16 protein-coding genes are annotated in these 14,695 nt (G+C 61.2%); 9 read left to right on the top strand and 7 right to left on the bottom strand.

The features are described 5' to 3' along the window. Window positions 1-5: 5 nt before the first annotated feature. Window positions 6-149 carry a hypothetical protein gene (locus G3256_RS10035; RefSeq protein WP_169640686.1) on the bottom strand — a complete coding sequence of 48 codons (144 nt, stop codon included), beginning with the start codon at window positions 147-149 and terminating at the stop codon, window positions 6-8. An 86-nt stretch (window positions 150-235) separates the two neighbouring features. Continuing rightward, window positions 236-1,240: a type I glyceraldehyde-3-phosphate dehydrogenase gene (gene gap, locus G3256_RS10030; protein WP_169640685.1), complete on the bottom strand. Its 1,005-nt coding sequence runs from the start codon at window positions 1,238-1,240 to the stop codon at window positions 236-238. Window positions 1,241-1,456: 216 nt separating this feature from the next. Between gap and G3256_RS10025 the strand changes: the two genes are divergently transcribed. Then, complete coding sequence (locus G3256_RS10025; protein WP_169640684.1) at window positions 1,457-2,428, top strand: DUF808 domain-containing protein; 972 nt, start codon at window positions 1,457-1,459, stop codon at window positions 2,426-2,428. A gap of 74 nt (window positions 2,429-2,502) precedes the next feature. Here G3256_RS10025 and tkt read toward each other — a convergent pair whose 3' ends face one another. Beyond that, window positions 2,503-4,548, bottom strand: coding sequence for a transketolase (gene tkt / locus G3256_RS10020; RefSeq protein WP_169640683.1), 2,046 nt, complete (start codon window positions 4,546-4,548; stop codon window positions 2,503-2,505). Between the two features lie 290 nt (window positions 4,549-4,838). Here tkt and G3256_RS10015 point away from each other — a divergent pair, with 290 nt between their 5' ends. Together G3256_RS10015 and G3256_RS10010 are read left to right on the top strand one after the other, a co-directional pair. Continuing rightward, on the top strand, window positions 4,839-5,318 hold the full coding sequence (locus G3256_RS10015) for a hypothetical protein (RefSeq protein WP_169640682.1): 480 nt from the start codon (window positions 4,839-4,841) through the stop codon (window positions 5,316-5,318). Further along, window positions 5,318-5,710 (top strand): cell division protein ZapA, encoded by a 393-nt coding sequence (locus G3256_RS10010; protein ID WP_169640681.1) that lies wholly within the window; start codon window positions 5,318-5,320, stop codon window positions 5,708-5,710. The genes G3256_RS10015 and G3256_RS10010 overlap by 1 nt, the downstream gene beginning before the upstream one ends. A gap of 40 nt (window positions 5,711-5,750) precedes the next feature. Here G3256_RS10010 and grxD read toward each other — a convergent pair whose 3' ends face one another. Both grxD and G3256_RS10000 read right to left on the bottom strand, forming a co-directional pair. Continuing rightward, window positions 5,751-6,113, bottom strand: coding sequence for a Grx4 family monothiol glutaredoxin (gene grxD, locus G3256_RS10005; RefSeq protein WP_169640680.1), 363 nt, complete (start codon window positions 6,111-6,113; stop codon window positions 5,751-5,753). A gap of 60 nt (window positions 6,114-6,173) precedes the next feature. Then, window positions 6,174-6,410 carry a BolA family protein gene (locus G3256_RS10000; protein WP_169640679.1) on the bottom strand — a complete coding sequence of 79 codons (237 nt, stop codon included), beginning with the start codon at window positions 6,408-6,410 and terminating at the stop codon, window positions 6,174-6,176. Window positions 6,411-6,576: 166 nt separating this feature from the next. Here G3256_RS10000 and G3256_RS09995 point away from each other — a divergent pair, with 166 nt between their 5' ends. From G3256_RS09995 to G3256_RS09975, 5 genes are all read left to right on the top strand, one after another. Further along, a complete protein-coding gene (locus G3256_RS09995; RefSeq protein ID WP_169640678.1) occupies window positions 6,577-7,545 on the top strand; it encodes an XdhC family protein in 969 nt (322 codons plus the stop codon). Further along, window positions 7,542-8,546, top strand: a complete 1,005-nt coding sequence (locus G3256_RS09990; RefSeq protein WP_169640677.1) for a molybdopterin-binding protein — start codon at window positions 7,542-7,544, stop codon at window positions 8,544-8,546. Before G3256_RS09995 ends, G3256_RS09990 begins: the two co-directional genes overlap by 4 nt. A 120-nt stretch (window positions 8,547-8,666) precedes the next feature. Then, entirely contained in the window at window positions 8,667-9,152 is a 486-nt protein-coding gene (locus G3256_RS09985) for a (2Fe-2S)-binding protein (RefSeq protein WP_169640676.1), read from the top strand. Window positions 9,153-9,252: 100 nt separating this feature from the next. Further along, the gene (locus G3256_RS09980; RefSeq protein WP_169640675.1) at window positions 9,253-11,613 is read left to right on the top strand and encodes a xanthine dehydrogenase family protein molybdopterin-binding subunit; all 2,361 of its coding nucleotides are present in this window, start codon (window positions 9,253-9,255) and stop codon (window positions 11,611-11,613) included. A 94-nt stretch (window positions 11,614-11,707) separates the two neighbouring features. After that, window positions 11,708-12,499 carry an FAD binding domain-containing protein gene (locus tag G3256_RS09975; RefSeq protein ID WP_169640674.1) on the top strand — a complete coding sequence of 264 codons (792 nt, stop codon included), beginning with the start codon at window positions 11,708-11,710 and terminating at the stop codon, window positions 12,497-12,499. 87 nt (window positions 12,500-12,586) lie between these two features. Here the strand turns inward: G3256_RS09975 and G3256_RS09970 are convergent, their stop codons facing one another. Next, a complete protein-coding gene (locus G3256_RS09970) occupies window positions 12,587-13,015 on the bottom strand; it encodes a GFA family protein (RefSeq protein WP_169640673.1) in 429 nt (142 codons plus the stop codon). Window positions 13,016-13,199: 184 nt separating this feature from the next. Beyond that, window positions 13,200-13,799 carry a translation initiation factor IF-3 gene (gene infC, locus G3256_RS09965; RefSeq protein WP_169640672.1) on the bottom strand — a complete coding sequence of 200 codons (600 nt, stop codon included), beginning with the start codon at window positions 13,797-13,799 and terminating at the stop codon, window positions 13,200-13,202. 146 nt (window positions 13,800-13,945) lie between these two features. On the opposite strand from infC, the gene G3256_RS09960 reads away from it, so the two are divergent. Then, window positions 13,946-14,650, top strand: a complete 705-nt coding sequence (locus tag G3256_RS09960; RefSeq protein ID WP_169640671.1) for a translation initiation factor 3 — start codon at window positions 13,946-13,948, stop codon at window positions 14,648-14,650. The last annotated feature ends 45 nt before the right edge of the window (window positions 14,651-14,695 follow it).

Genomic DNA, 14,695 nt, shown 5'->3' with positions numbered 1-14,695 from the left:
CGCCGTTACCGCCAGAAGGCGAGCCAGTCGATCAGATCCAGCAACCGGCGCCCCAGAAAAACGATGCCACCGGCCGAGAAAAAAAGCACATCCACAAGGATCAGCGCGATAAGCACGGCGCCCAGAACGATGGCGATCCTGTTTGTCACTGACGGTCTCTCCGCATTACACAGGCCACCACAGCCTGGCAGCCTCTTTGCGGTGATATGCCAGCCCGGCTGCACCGGGGCAAGCCTCAGTCGTCGAGGCGGCCCATCGTTGCCGCAACATCCGCCATGCGTGCGGAAAAGCCCCATTCGTTGTCATACCAGGCCAGCACCCGGACAGTGCGTCCGCCGACCACTTTGGTCTGCTCAGGCGCGATAATGCAGCTTTGTTCGGTGTGATTGAAATCCACCGAAACCTTGGGCGCGGGGTCATAGGACATGACCCGTGACATCGTCCCGGACGCAGCGGCCTCAAAGGCTGCATTGACCTCATCGACCGTGACATCGCGTGGCGCTTCGAATGTCAGATCCACGGCCGATACATTCGGGGTGGGCACCCGCATCGCAGTGCCGTCAAGCCTGCCTGCCAGACGCGGCAGCACTTCACCCAGAGCTTTGGCTGCACCTGTCGATGTGGGGATGATCGCCATGGCCGCAGCGCGCGCACGATAGAGATCGTCATGGCGACGGTCCAGCGTCGGCTGATCACCTGTATAGGAGTGGATGGTCGTCATAATGCCGCGTTCGATGCCGATCGCATCATCCATGACCATCGCCATCGGGGCGAGACAGTTGGTGGTGCAGGATCCGTTTGAAATCGTTGTGTCCGAGGTGAGCAGGTCGCGGTGGTTCACACCGAAGACCACGGTGCGGTCCACATTCTTTGCCGGTGCTGAGATCAGTACCCGGCGGGCGCCATGCGCAACGTGAGTTCTGGCCGCGTCCCCGTCGTTGAACTGCCCTGTGCATTCCAGAACGACGTCCACGCCTTCCCAGTCCAGTTCATTGAGGTCATAGCTCGACATCATCCGGATCGGTCCGCGCCCCAGATCCATCGTGTTGGCGCCGGTGACGATCTCGCCGGGAAAGCGCCCGTGAACGGAGTCGTAACGCATCAGATGTGCTGCGGTCTCAAGCGGTCCGGTGGCATTCACGGCGACAACACTGATGTCGTTGCGCCCCGAGCCGATGATATGACCCAGCGTGCACCGCCCGATCCGCCCGAAACCATTGATACCCACTCTGACCGTCATAATCCGTACTCCGTAATACCCCTGGGGACGATATAGGGGGGCGGTCGCTGCAGCGAAATGGCAAAAACGGCATGGAATCTGTATGTTAGCGTTAAACCAGTGGCCGGGCAGGGAACCTGCGGCGCTGGTTCGGTGTTGTTATCGTTAACTGTCCCCGTGCACGGCGCGCAGGGCTGTGGCATATGCATTCGTGCAAACGCGAAGGGAATCGGTGTAATGAGCGGTCTTCTGGCACTTCTTGATGACGTGGCGGCCATCGCCAAAATCGCTGCGGCATCCGTGGATGATGTGGTCGGCCAGGCCGCCAAGGCCGGATCAAAAGTGGCAGGTGTTGTGATTGACGACGCTGCCGTCACACCGAAATACGTCACCGGCTTCGAGCCGAAACGCGAACTGCCGATCATCTGGAAAATCACCCGCGGATCGCTTTTTAACAAAATGATCGTGCTGCTGCCGGCGCTGCTGCTGCTCAATGCGTTTGCGCCCTGGATCATCACGCCACTCCTGATGCTGGGCGGGGCTTATTTATGTTTTGAGGGGGCGGAGAAGGTCTTTCACTGGCTTTTTCCGCACGGAGATAAACACGTCGAAAAAGATATGTCGGTGGGCGACCCGCTGCATCTGGAAGAAACGCGTGTAAAGGGTGCAATCAAAACCGATTTCATTCTGTCTGCCGAGATCATGACAATCATTCTGTCCAATATCGAAGCCCCGAATTTCTGGTTTGAAGCAGCAACCCTGGCCTTTGCCGGTGTCGCGGTGACGATCCTCGTTTACGGTACGGTCGCGCTCATCGTGAAAATGGATGACATCGGTGTCTGGCTGGCGGCAAACGGGATGACAGGGATCACCCGGTCGGTAGGCACCGGCCTCGTCAAAGGCATGCCGGTGCTTCTAAAACTGCTCACGGTTATCGGTACGGCGGCCATGCTCTGGGTCGGTGGCTCCATTATCATCCACGGGCTGGACGTGCTGGGCTTCCCCTGGCTCTATGACACCATCCATGACATCGCTGTGGCCGTGGCCGGTGGTGCGGGCGAGGCCGCAGGCACAATCGAATGGAGTGTCACGGCACTGCTCGACGGGATCTTCGGGATTGTGCTGGGGATGCTGCTGATCCCGGTTGTGACCCGGGTGATCGGACCGCTTTCAGAGAAAGTCACAGGTCAGAAAGCTGCTGATCACTGATACGCCGGCCGGTCACTACAATGACAAAGGGGCGCGACACCTGTCACGCCCCTTCGTCATAGCTGTAGGTATGTTCAGGTACGCGGATCAGGCTGCCACTTGCCGTCCAGCAGGGCGCGGACCTTCTGTGCAGCGGCTTCTGCGGTGATCCCGAACTCCTCATAGAGCGTGCCCGCCGGCGCCGAGGCACCGAAGTCATGCATGCCGATGAAGCCTGATTTTTCCCGCCTGCCACGCTCGCCAAAGAGCCAGCGGTCCCAGCCAAAGCGCATGCCGGCCTCAAGGGCCACCCGCACCGGGCCACCCGGCAACACCCGCTTGCGGTAGGCTTCGTCCTGTTCCTCAAACAGTTCCCAGCAGGGCATCGAGACAACCCGGGTGCCGATGCCTTCGGCCTGCAGGATGTCACGGGCCGCCATGGCGATCTCGACCTCCGAGCCGGTGGCGATCAGGATCGCGCGGCGCCGGCCTTCAGCATCAGCCAGCACGTAAGCGCCCTGGGCCGTGAGGTTCTTGTTCCTGTGCTCGGTCCGCACGGTTTTCAGCCCCTGGCGTGTCAGCGACAGCACCGAGGGCGTCTTTTTGCTCGTCAGCGCCAGCTCCCAGGCCTCGGCAGTCTCAATCGTATCCGCCGGGCGGAAAACGTAGGTGTTCGGCGTCGCCCGGCTGATTGCCAGATGCTCAACAGGCTGGTGCGTCGGGCCATCCTCGCCCAGACCGATACTGTCATGCGTCATCACAAAGACCGTGGGGATCTTCATCAGGGCCGCAAGCCGCATCGCCGGACGGGCATAATCGGTGAAACACATGAACGTGCCACCATAAGGGCGTACACCACCATGCAGCGCCATGCCGTTCATTGCGGAGGCCATACCGTGTTCGCGGATACCCCAGTAGACATAGCGCCCCGCTCGGTTATCAGTGTCGAACACGCCCAGATCGCCGGTTTTGGTATTGTTCGAACCGGTCAGATCCGCCGAGCCGCCGACGGTTTCCGGCATCACAGGGTTCACGACCTCAAGTACCTTCTCCGAGCTGGCCCGCGTGGCAAGTTTCGGCGCGGATTCCGACATCTGCTTTTTGAACGCTTTGATGGTGGCGCTGAGACGCTTCGGGGCGTCCAGCGCGTAGGCGCGGTTGAAAGTCTCACGTTTGGTGCGCGACATCTTATCGAAACGCTCTTCCCAGGCGCGGCGCGCGTCTGCGCCGCGGGCCCCGGTGGCTTCCCAGTGGCTCTTGATATCGGCGGGCACCTCAAACGGGCCGGCGGTCCAGCCCCAGAGTGCTTTGGCCTCGACGTTCTGTTCGGCATTGGTCAGCGCGCCGTGCCCTTTGGAAGTATCCTGGGCGGCGTGCCCCAGAGCGATATGCGTTTTACAGGCGATCATCGTCGGCTGATCGCTTTTCTTCGCCGCCGTCAGGGCCGCGTCGATCTCATCAGGGTTATGCCCGTCAACTTCGATCACTTCCCAGCCCGCGGACTGAAAGCGGCCGACCTGATCGGTGCGGTCCGAGAGCGTCACCGGCCCGTCGATGGTGATATTGTTATTGTCCCAGAGCACAATCAGACGGCTGAGCTGGTGCCGCCCGGCGAGTGTGATTGCCTCCTGGCTCACGCCTTCCATCAGACAGCCGTCGCCGGCGATCACATAGGTATAGTGATCCACGACCTTATTGCCGTAGGTGGCGCGCTGGATTTCCTCAGCCATGGCAAAACCCACCGAATTGGCGATGCCCTGACCCAGGGGGCCGGTCGTGGTCTCGATGCCGCTGGCATGTCCGTACTCGGGATGACCTGCCGTGATCGCGCCCCACTGGCGGAAGTTTTTAATCTGCTCAAGGGTCATGTCTTCATAGCCCGTAAGATGCAGCAGCGCATAAAGCAGCATCGAGCCGTGACCTGCCGACAGAATAAAGCGGTCGCGATCCGGCCAGTCGGGTGCCGAGGCGTCAAATTTCAGGTGCTTTTCAAACAGCACTGTGGCGGCATCTGCCATGCCGATCGGCATGCCGGAGTGGCCGGAGTTTGCCTCTGCAACCGCATCAAGCGCGAGCGCCCGGATGGCAGTGGCGCGGGACCAGTGTTCTGGATTGGCGGCGGCGAGTGCTTTGACATCCACGGAGCAGTTTTCCTTTGTCGGCTGGTTGGCCCGAAAGGGGGCCACATTCGGTTTCCACGCCGGGCTTCCGGCCTGACGCAGGCAGATGCATAGCAGTCTGCCCGCAAGGTTCAAGTGGCGGTAACACGCGCAGCGGTTGCAGAACGTGAAGAAGTCCGCGCAAGGCACTGATCGTATTGCATGGCGTGTTTGTTGTGACGCACGGATAGAGTTACGCTCGGACCTATGTAGGGCGATTCGGTGGCGCAACTGGCAGCCACGGGGGGACGTCACGGCATTTTGAGGTGGGCATGAGCGAAATAGATGAACTGCAAAGCCGGATTCTCGCGGCCATGGACCGGGTGGCTCAGGGCGTTGATGCACTGGCCGCGCCGGACACATCGCAGACCGACGATCTGCGCAAGACGCTGGAGGACGAAAAAGCCCGCAATGCGGCGCTGAGCGAACAGGTGGAAACCCTGACCCGTCAGCAGCAGGAGAATGAGGACGCCGTCGCAGCGCAGGTCAGCGGGAAGGTCGCATCACTCGACACACAGCTGCAAAAGCTGCGCCGCGCCAACGCCCAGCTGACCGAGGCCTGTGACGCGCTGCGCCGTGCCAATGCCGAAGGCGTGGGCGAGCCGCATCTGATCAACAAATCAATGATGGCCGAGCTTGAGGCGATCAAAGCCATGCGAAACGCGGAGATGGCCGAGGCTGATGAAATCATCGCCGCCCTGACGCCGCTGCTGGAAAGCGTCGCGGGCTCTGACATGGAAGGAACAGCCTGATGCCCGAGGTTTCAATTGCCATTGGCGGGCGCACGTTCGAGGTCGCCTGTCAGGAAGGTGAAGAGCACTACCTGCAGACCGCCGCACGCATGCTTGATGACGAAGCCCAGGTGCTTTCCGATCAGGTGGGGCGGATGCCCGAAGCGCGGATGCTTCTTATGGCCGGACTGATGCTGGCGGATAAAACGGCGAGCGTCGAGGACCGCGTGGCCGAAGTTCAGGCCCAGCTGAACGAACGCGAAGCTGAGATTGCTGATCTGCGCCGCGCCGCGGCCGAACCGGAACGCGTCGAAGTGCCGGTCGTGCCGCAGAGTGTCACCGACACGCTGGCCGAGCTTGCCGCGCGGGCCGAAGCCCTTGCCGCGTCGGTTGAGGAAAAGACAAAGGCCTGAGCCGGCAGCTCAGGCCCTAGTTTCACATGAACCGGAAAGATCAGCCGTTGGCTTCGCGGATCTTGTCGGCGGCGTCCTTGTCAAAGGTCACACCGTTTTCTTCAAAAAGCGTGTCGAGCTCGCCCGACAGCGTCATCTCAGTGATGATGTCACAGCCGCCCACGAACTCCCCTTTGACATAGAGCTGCGGGATTGTCGGCCAGTCTGAGAAATCCTTGATCCCCTGACGGATGGTTTCATCAGCCAGCACATTCACGTCGGAGTAGGGCACACCCATATAATTGAGCACGCCGGCCACACGGCTGGAAAATCCGCACTGCGGCATCTCTTTGGTGCCTTTCATAAAAAGCACCACATCGCTGGCGGAAATCGTCTCTTTGATCTGGCTCGTTGCATCGGTCATATCGGGATCCTCGTGGTTCGGCCGCGCCGGTCGGCGGGCGCAGGTATATCGTTCAGGCGTTCACTCCGGCGCCCTGGTGGTCAGTGCCAGCGCATGCAGTTCTCCCTGCGCGCCGTCCATTTTGCCTTTCAGCGCGGCATAGACCGCACGCTGTTGCTGAACCCGGTTTTTGCCGCGGAAACTCTCATCCACGACCAGGGCTGACATATGGACACCGTCATCTCCCTCCACACGGATTTCCGCATCGGGAAAGGTCTGGCGCAGCAGATCTTCAATTTCCTGGGCCTGCATGGGCATAATAGCGCTCCGGTCTCAGTTCTGCCCAAGATGTAATGGGCCTGCTGCCGGGGGACAAGGTGCGAATTTGTGCAGGGGCGCGCAGCGCTCTGTGGCAATTGCGCAGAGCATTTTCGGGCAGACATCTGCCGGTGCAGCAGGCATAATCAGAAACGGGAGGTCCGCCATGGAAGTATTTGAAAACGCGCCCGAGCTGGCGCTGGACTGGCACCGGGCCGGACGTGGTGCGGTGCTGGCCACGGTGGTCGCGACCTGGGGGTCGGCGCCGCGGCGGACCGGTGCGCAGCTGGTGATTGCGGGCGACGGGGAGATGCAGGGGTCCGTCTCCGGCGGCTGCGTCGAGGGCGCGGTGGCTCTGGAGGCCATCGAGGCGCTCGGGAAAGGCGAACAAAAGCTCCTCGAATATGGTGTCAGTGACGGCGATGCCTTTGCCGTAGGACTGGCCTGTGGCGGCACAATCCGCATTCTGGTGGAGCCGGTGGGTGATGTGCTCTCCGAAGACCTGCTGGCTGAGCTGGTGACGGCGCGGGCGGCCCGCGAACCGGTGGCCTATGAGGTAGGACTGAGCGGCCACACCCGGCGTCTGCTGCGTGACGGATATCCGGAGCGGTTCGCGATGGACCGCTCGGGGTTCGAGCAGGACGAGGACGTTTTTGTGGCCATTCACAACCCGCCCCTGAAACTGATCGTGGTGGGCGCGGTCCATATCGCCCAGGCACTTGTGCCGATGGCGCGGATTGCCGGTTATGACCCTGTGATCATTGACCCGCGCGGGGCTTTCGGATCAGAGGCGCGCTTTCCTGGAGAGACGCAGGTCGCTGACTGGCCCGATGAGGCGATGGAGGCCGCAGGGCTGCACAGCCGCACTGCAGTCGTTTTGCTGACCCACGACCCGAAACTGGACGATCCTGCCCTGCATATCGCCCTGCGGTCTGATTGCTTTTACATCGGCGCGCTCGGCTCAAAGCGCACCCATGCCGCCCGGGTCGCCCGGTTGCAGGAGGCCGGTTTTTCTGACGCCGATATTGCCCGAATCCACGGCCCCGTCGGGCTTGATATCGGAGCTTCCGGGCCGCCGGAGATTGCGGTCTCCGTGCTGGCCGAAATGACCCGCGTCCTGCGGCGCGGCGCATGAAGTTCGGCCCGGTTCCCACATCAGAGGCCACAGGGGCAGTGCTCGCCCATTCGGTCACACCCGGCAAGGGTGCACGGCTGCGCAAGGGGCGTGTGCTAAAGCCCGCGGACATCACGGCCCTTGCCGGCGCGGGCATTGACGAAGTGATCGTGGCGGTCCCCGGACCTGAGGACATAGGTGAGAACACCGCAGCGCAGAGGCTTGCACAGGCCCTGGTGCCGGAGCCTGCGGGCCAGCATCTGAAACTGATGGAGCCCTTCACCGGGCGCGTCAACCTTCTGGCGGCCGGAGCCGGCGTGGCGGTACTGGATGTGGCCGCGCTTGAGGCGGTCAATCAGGTACACCCGATGATCACGCTTGCCACCGTGCCACCCTTTCACCAGATGCAGGACGGGGGCATGCTCGCGACCATCAAAATCATCTCCTACGCAGTGCCTGAGGCGGCGCTGAATACCGCCTGCACGCTGGCTGCAAAAGCCATCCGTCTGGCGCCGCCGCATGTGGCCTCGGCGGGTCTCATCATTACCGAGATCCCCGGGGGTGCCGGTGACAGGGGCCTGTCAGCCATTGCCGGCCGCGTCGCGGCCTTTGGTCTGACGCTTGACCCGGTGCTGCGAATTCCGCACCGCGCTGACGCGCTGGCAGCGGCTCTGCGGGATATGACCACAGATCTCACCCTGATCCTTACGGGGTCTGCCACCTCCGACCCGGATGATGTGGGGCCGCAGGCGCTGCGCGCCGCCGGCGGACATGTGGAGCGTTTCGGTATGCCGGTTGATCCGGGCAATCTGCTCTTTACCGGCACGCTGGATCAGCGACCGGTAATCGGCCTGCCGGGATGTGCACGCGCGCCGGCGCTCAACGGTGCGGACTGGGTCATGGCGCGGGTGATCTGCGGCATACCGGTGCGCGATGCCGATATCGCCGCCATGGGTGTGGGCGGACTGCTGAAAGAAATCCCGACCCGACCGCAGCCGCGCGCCGGACGCAACACAGGCTGAGGCAGCTGTCAAACCGGAAGGTCGCCGCAGCCTTTGTATTTTCCCGAATTTTAGCGGTTCTCATGTTCCCGCTGCCGTGCTTAAATCGCGGCAATTACAAACGCTTTCAGGGAGGAAGCCATGGTTCAGGTCTCAATGACTGTAAATGGTCGCGCATCGTCGGGAGAGGTCGAGGGACGCACGTTGCTGTCGTCTTTTCTGCGCGATGATCTGTCGCTGACAGGCACACATGTGGGCTGCGATACCAGCCAGTGTGGCGCCTGTGTGGTTCATGTAAACGGTGAGGCGATCAAGGCCTGCACGATGCTGGCCGCCGAGGCCGATGGCGCCGAGGTGACCACCATTGAGGGCATGGCCAATGCCGACGGATCGCTCAACGTCATCCAGCAGGCGTTTCAGGATCATCACGGACTGCAGTGCGGATTCTGCACGCCGGGCATGGTGATGTCGGCCGCAGCCCTGCTGAAGGAAAATCCCAAGCCCTCCGAAGCAGAGGTCCGTGACTATCTCGAGGGCAATCTGTGCCGCTGCACCGGCTATCATAACATTGTCAAAGCGATCATGGCGGCGTCCGGACAGGACGTCAGCAGCATCGCCGCAGAATAAATTCACTTAAACGCGCGGAGTGCAGGACCCGGAGGTTCTGATGCTGCCGCGCACGGGGGAGCGGCCCGCGAGGCGCCCCTGTTTTAAAGGGAGGACTACCATGCCGAAAGACAGTGGCATTGGCGCAAGCACAAAGCGCCGCGAGGACGTCCGGTTTCTGACCGGAGCCGGCAATTACACCGACGACATCAACATCCGCGGACAGGCGCATGTTTTCTTTCTGCGCTCTGATGTGGCCCATGGCACGCTCGACAATGTCGATACATCTGCAGCAGAAGGCATGCCGGGGGTCGTGAAGATCTTTACCGGTGCGGATTTCGAGGCGGTGGGTGGCATGCCCTGCGGCTGGCAGGTGACAGACAGGCACGGCGACCCGATGCAGGAGCCCAAACACCCGGTTCTGGCCCATGGCAAGGTGCGCCATGTCGGCGAGCCGATCGCAGCCGTTGTAGCCGATACGCTGGAGCAGGCGCGTGATGCCGCCGAATCGATCGTGGTCGATATCTCCGATCTGCCGGCCGTTATTGATATGAAGGCCGCCGTCTCTGACGGGGCGACCAAAGTACATGACGATCTGACGTCAAACCTTTGCTATGACTGGGGATTTGTTGAAGAAAACAAAGCCGCGACCGATGAGGCTTTTGAGGCGGCAGCCCATGTGACGACGCTGGAGCTGGTCAATAACCGCCTGGTGGCCAACCCGATGGAGCCGCGCGTGGCGGTGGGTGATTATGCCCGCGGCACCGGTGATCACACGCTTTACACCACCAGCCAGAACCCGCATGTGATCCGGCTTCTGATGGGGGCGTTCGTGCTGGGCATCCCTGAGCACAAGCTGCGTGTTGTGGCGCCCGATGTGGGCGGTGGTTTCGGCACGAAGATCTTTCATTACCAGGAAGAAGCCTTCTGCACCTTTGCTGCCAAGGCCTGCAACCGCCCGGTGAAGTGGACTTCCAGCCGGACGGAAGCCTTCATGTCGGACGCGCATGGTCGCGACCACGTCACAAAGATTGAACTGGCGCTCGATGCGGAGAACAATTTCACAGCACTTCGCACCGAGACCTATGCCAATATGGGGGCTTATCTGAGCACCTTTGCGCCCTCAGTACCCACGTGGCTGCATGGCACGCTGATGGCCGGCAATTACAAAACGCCGCTGATTTATGTGAACGTGAAAGCGGTCTTTACCAACACCGTACCCGTGGATGCCTATCGTGGTGCCGGACGGCCCGAGGCAACCTTCCAGCTGGAGCGGGTGATCGACAAGGCCGCGCGCGAACTGAAGGTTGATCCGATCGCGCTGCGCCGGCAGAATTTCGTGACGGAATTCCCTTATGCCACGCCGGTCGCCGTCGAATACGATACCGGTGATTATGTGGCCACGATGGATAAGCTGGAGGAGCTGGCTGATCTCAGCGGGTTTGCGGCACGGCGCAAAGCGTCTGAAGCCGGAGGCAAACTGCGCGGTCTGGGCGTGAACTGCTATATCGAGGCCTGCGGGATCGCGCCGTCGAACCTCGTTGGACAACTGGGTGCGCGCGCGGGGCTTTATGAAAGTGCCACAGTGCGCGTGAATGCCACCGGTGGTCTGGTCGTGATGACCGGCAGCCACAGCCACGGGCAGGGGCATGAGACCGCCTTTCCCCAGGTGATCGCCGAGATGATCGGCATCGATGAAAGCATGATCGAAGTGGTGCACGGGGATACGGCCAACACACCGATGGGCATGGGCACCTACGGCTCACGCTCGCTGGCGGTCGGTGGCTCTGCCATGGTGCGGGCAACCGAGAAGATCATCGCCAAGGCGAAAAAGATCGCGGGCCATATCCTTGAGGCCTCTGATGAGGACATTGAACTGAAAGACGGGACTTTCTCAGTCGCAGGCACCGATAAGTCTCTGGCCTGGGGGGATGTGACGCTGGCAGCTTATGTGCCGCATAACTATCCGCTTGAGGATCTTGAGCCGGGGCTGGAGGAGACGGCGTTTTATGATCCGTCCAACTTCACCTATCCTGCGGGCGCCTATGCCTGTGAGGTTGAGGTGGACCCGGAGACCGGCAAGGTCACCATCGAGGCTTTCACAGCAGTGGATGACTTCGGCAATGTCGTGAACCCGATGATCGTGACCGGTCAGGTGCATGGTGGTCTGGCCCAGGGGATCGGGCAGGCGCTGCTGGAAAACTGTGCCTACGACGAGAACGGCCAGCTGCTGAGCGCGTCCTATATGGATTATGCGATGCCGCGGGCTGATGATCTGCCATTTTATCAGGTGGACCACTCCTGTCAGACGCCCTGCACGCACAACCCGCTTGGCGTGAAAGGCTGTGGTGAGGCCGGTGCGATCGGCTCGCCGCCCTCGGTGGTGAATGCGGTGGTGGATGCGCTGCAGTCAGCCGGCAGGGACGTCACGCATATTGACATGCCGCTGACGCCCGCGCGCGTCTGGGCCGCGATGCAATGATCTGAGAGGGCGGTTCGGGGGCCTGCCCCCGGACCCCCGGGAAATTTTCGAGCCAGAGAGGCGCAGGCCTTCTGTCGGATGAGAGGAAAGAAAAATGTATAATTTTGATGTGGAACGGCCCGGAACGGTTGCAGACGCAGCAGCGGCAATGGGACGCGAAGACGCGCAGGCTCTGGGAGGCGGTCAGACCCTGATCCCGACCCTGAAGCAGCGCCTTGCGAGCCCGTCGGTTCTGGTATCTCTGACCGGGATCTCCGAGATGGCGGGCGTATGCACAACCGATGATGGTCAGGTGGCCATCGGAGGTGCGACCACCCATGGCGCTGTGGCACGTGACGCCGCGGCGCTTTATCCGGGGCTCGCGGGCCTTGCCAGCCATATTGGTGATCCGGCGGTGCGCAACCGCGGCACCATAGGTGGTTCACTGGCGAACAATGACCCGTCTGCCTGTTATCCGGCGGCGGCACTCGGTTCAGGAGCGACGATCATCACGAACAAGCGTTCCATCGCTGCGGACGACTATTTTCAGGGTATGTTCACAACCGCTCTGGAAGAGAGTGAGATCATCACGGAAGTGCGTTTTCCGGTGCCGGAAGTATCGGATTATCAGAAGTTTGTGCAGCCTGCGTCCCGCTTTGCGCTCGTTGGGGTATTTGTTGCGAAATACGCGGCCGGCGTGCGCGTTGCCGTCACTGGTGCGTCCAATGACGGTGTTTTCCGCTGGTCGGAAGCCGAAGCGGCACTCTCATCGGATTTCTCGGCGGATGCTGTCAAAGGGCTGTCGCTGTCGGGGGACGACATGATCAGCGACCTCCACGGTACAGGGGCTTACCGCGCGCATCTCGTTGGTGTGATGACGGGCCGTGCGGTGACAAGCGCCGCCTGATCCATGACCAGAATATTGCTGAGCCCGGGCGGGAAACCGGTCGGGCTTTTCTGTTGCTCAAGGGATTTGCCGGCACGTGATGCCCGCTTACTCTGGCAGGATCTCGCCGCTGCCGCCCCAGTCCTCCGGCATGTCTTTCAGCTTTGGTAATCCGTCGCGGACCTTCAGCACCGCGTTTTCGTAGTTGAGGTGGACCGTAGGGCGGAACTCAAAATCGCTCAGCAGTCCGGCATAGATGTCGAAAAGATCCGGTCCTGCCAGGTGAATGCCCACCAGTCCGTGACAGGTTTGACAGGTCAGAATGCCACCGGTTTCCGCACCGCTTCGCGCATAGCGATCCACGTGATCTTCACCCGCGGTGAAACGAACACTGGCACGCGGCCAGAGCACAGGGGCGCTCACGGGAGCACCGGTATAACTGCGGCAGGAATTGCAGTGGCAATAGCATTGCACGACCGGTTCGCCGCTGGCCTCAAGCCGGACAGCACCACAGGAACACTGTGCCTTAAAGATCATGGCGGGTCTCCGTTTCGCCCGTCCGGGTCAGATGCATCGCACGGTTATCTCAGTGCCGGCCGGGGCGCCAGGTCTGCTCCGGATCCATCCTCCACCCTGTAACAGCGTCGACCGGTGACGGCAAAGTAAAACGCCCTGACCGTCTGGCAGGGCGTTTAGCACAGTTCCGGTGCGCGTGCTGTGATTATTTTGGCAGGGGTCCGATCAGCATGACCATCTGGCGGCCTTCCATTTTGGGGAAGTTCTCCACGCGGCCGGCATCTTTGGTGTCTTCGGCAACCCGTTCGAGCAACTCACGGCCCAGGTTCTGGTGTGCCATTTCCCGGCCCCGAAAGCGCAGGGTGATCTTTACCTTGTCGCCGTTTTCAAGAAATTTAAAGACATTGCGCATTTTGACATCATAGTCGTTCGTGTCAGTATTCGGACGGAACTTGACCTCTTTGATCTCAATAATTTTCTGCTTTTTACGGGCTTCGCTCTCGCGTTTCTGCTGTTCGTATTTGAACTTACCGAAGTCCATGATCTTACAGACAGGCGGATTGGCATTCGGAGAAATCTCAACGAGGTCCAGTCCGGCTTCTTCCGCCATTTCCATGGCGCGTTCGGGCGTCACGACGCCGGCATTTTCGCCATCTGCGCCGATCAGGCGGATTTCGGAGCTGCGGATTTTCTCGTTTACGCGCGGGCCGGTTTCCCGTTGTGGCGGCGCGTTATGGGGTCTGCGAGCGATGATGTATTTCCTTTGATAGTTCTCGTTTCTGCGAGGCCAAAATAAACGGCGCATCACCGCACTTCAAGCTGCAAATCGGTGCGAAGGGCGTCACAGAGCAGGTTTTTCCCCTTGTGAAGCGTCCCCGGGTGCGTCACCCCGGTTGTGACGGAACATTTACACAACGCGTCTGTTGTGGCCGGTAAAAGGAGAACTCTGGAATGAAAAATCTTATCTGGATAGTGGTAGCCGCCTTCCTGCTTGTCGGAGGGTATCTTCTGTGGTCGGGAAAGTCAGTTGAAGAGGCCGCATCCGATGCCGCCGATGCCATCAATGCGCCCGAGGCCGTGGAAACTGTAACGGAAGCTGCAGAAGATGCGCAGCCGGTCGTCGAAGACGCTGCCGAGGCCGTGTCAGACGCCGCAGGCGAGGCGGTTGAGACCGTGGCCGAGGCTGCCGAAACCGCAGCAGAAGCAATTCAGGATGCCGGCACTGCCGCCGTCGGAGCCGCCGGTGAAGCGCTTGAAGCCGCCGGCAGCACACTGGAAGTGGCCGGTGATGAAGCGGCGGAAGCCGTAAGCGATGCAGTGGATGCAGTGACGGACACAACCGGTGAGGCGGCGACGCAGGCAGCCGAAGCCACTGAAGAGGCCGTGACTGACACGACCGAAGCTGCGGATGAACTGACCGCGGAAACAGCCGGTGCGGTCTCGGATGTTACGGCTGATGTCACGACGGATGCGTCAGAGGCTGGCCCGCTGACTGTGGAAGGATACGATTTCGAGGCAGTCAAAGAGATGATTGACGGCTCGCAGATGAGTGCAACGCAGAAGACGCTGCTGACCACAGCCGTTCAGCAGGCGGAAGACAATCCGGAGTTGCTTGAGGCAGCGCTGGAGCAGATCCGCACCGCTCTGGACCAGTAAAGCAACGCTGCAGCGTAATTCGAGGGTGCGGCGCTGCAACGCCGC

Source organism: Roseobacter ponti (assembly GCF_012932215.1).
GTDB classification, from domain to species: domain Bacteria; phylum Pseudomonadota; class Alphaproteobacteria; order Rhodobacterales; family Rhodobacteraceae; genus Roseobacter; species Roseobacter ponti.
Note: the sequence above shows the minus strand (reverse complement) of the source record. Positions and strands in the feature narration are given on the sequence as shown.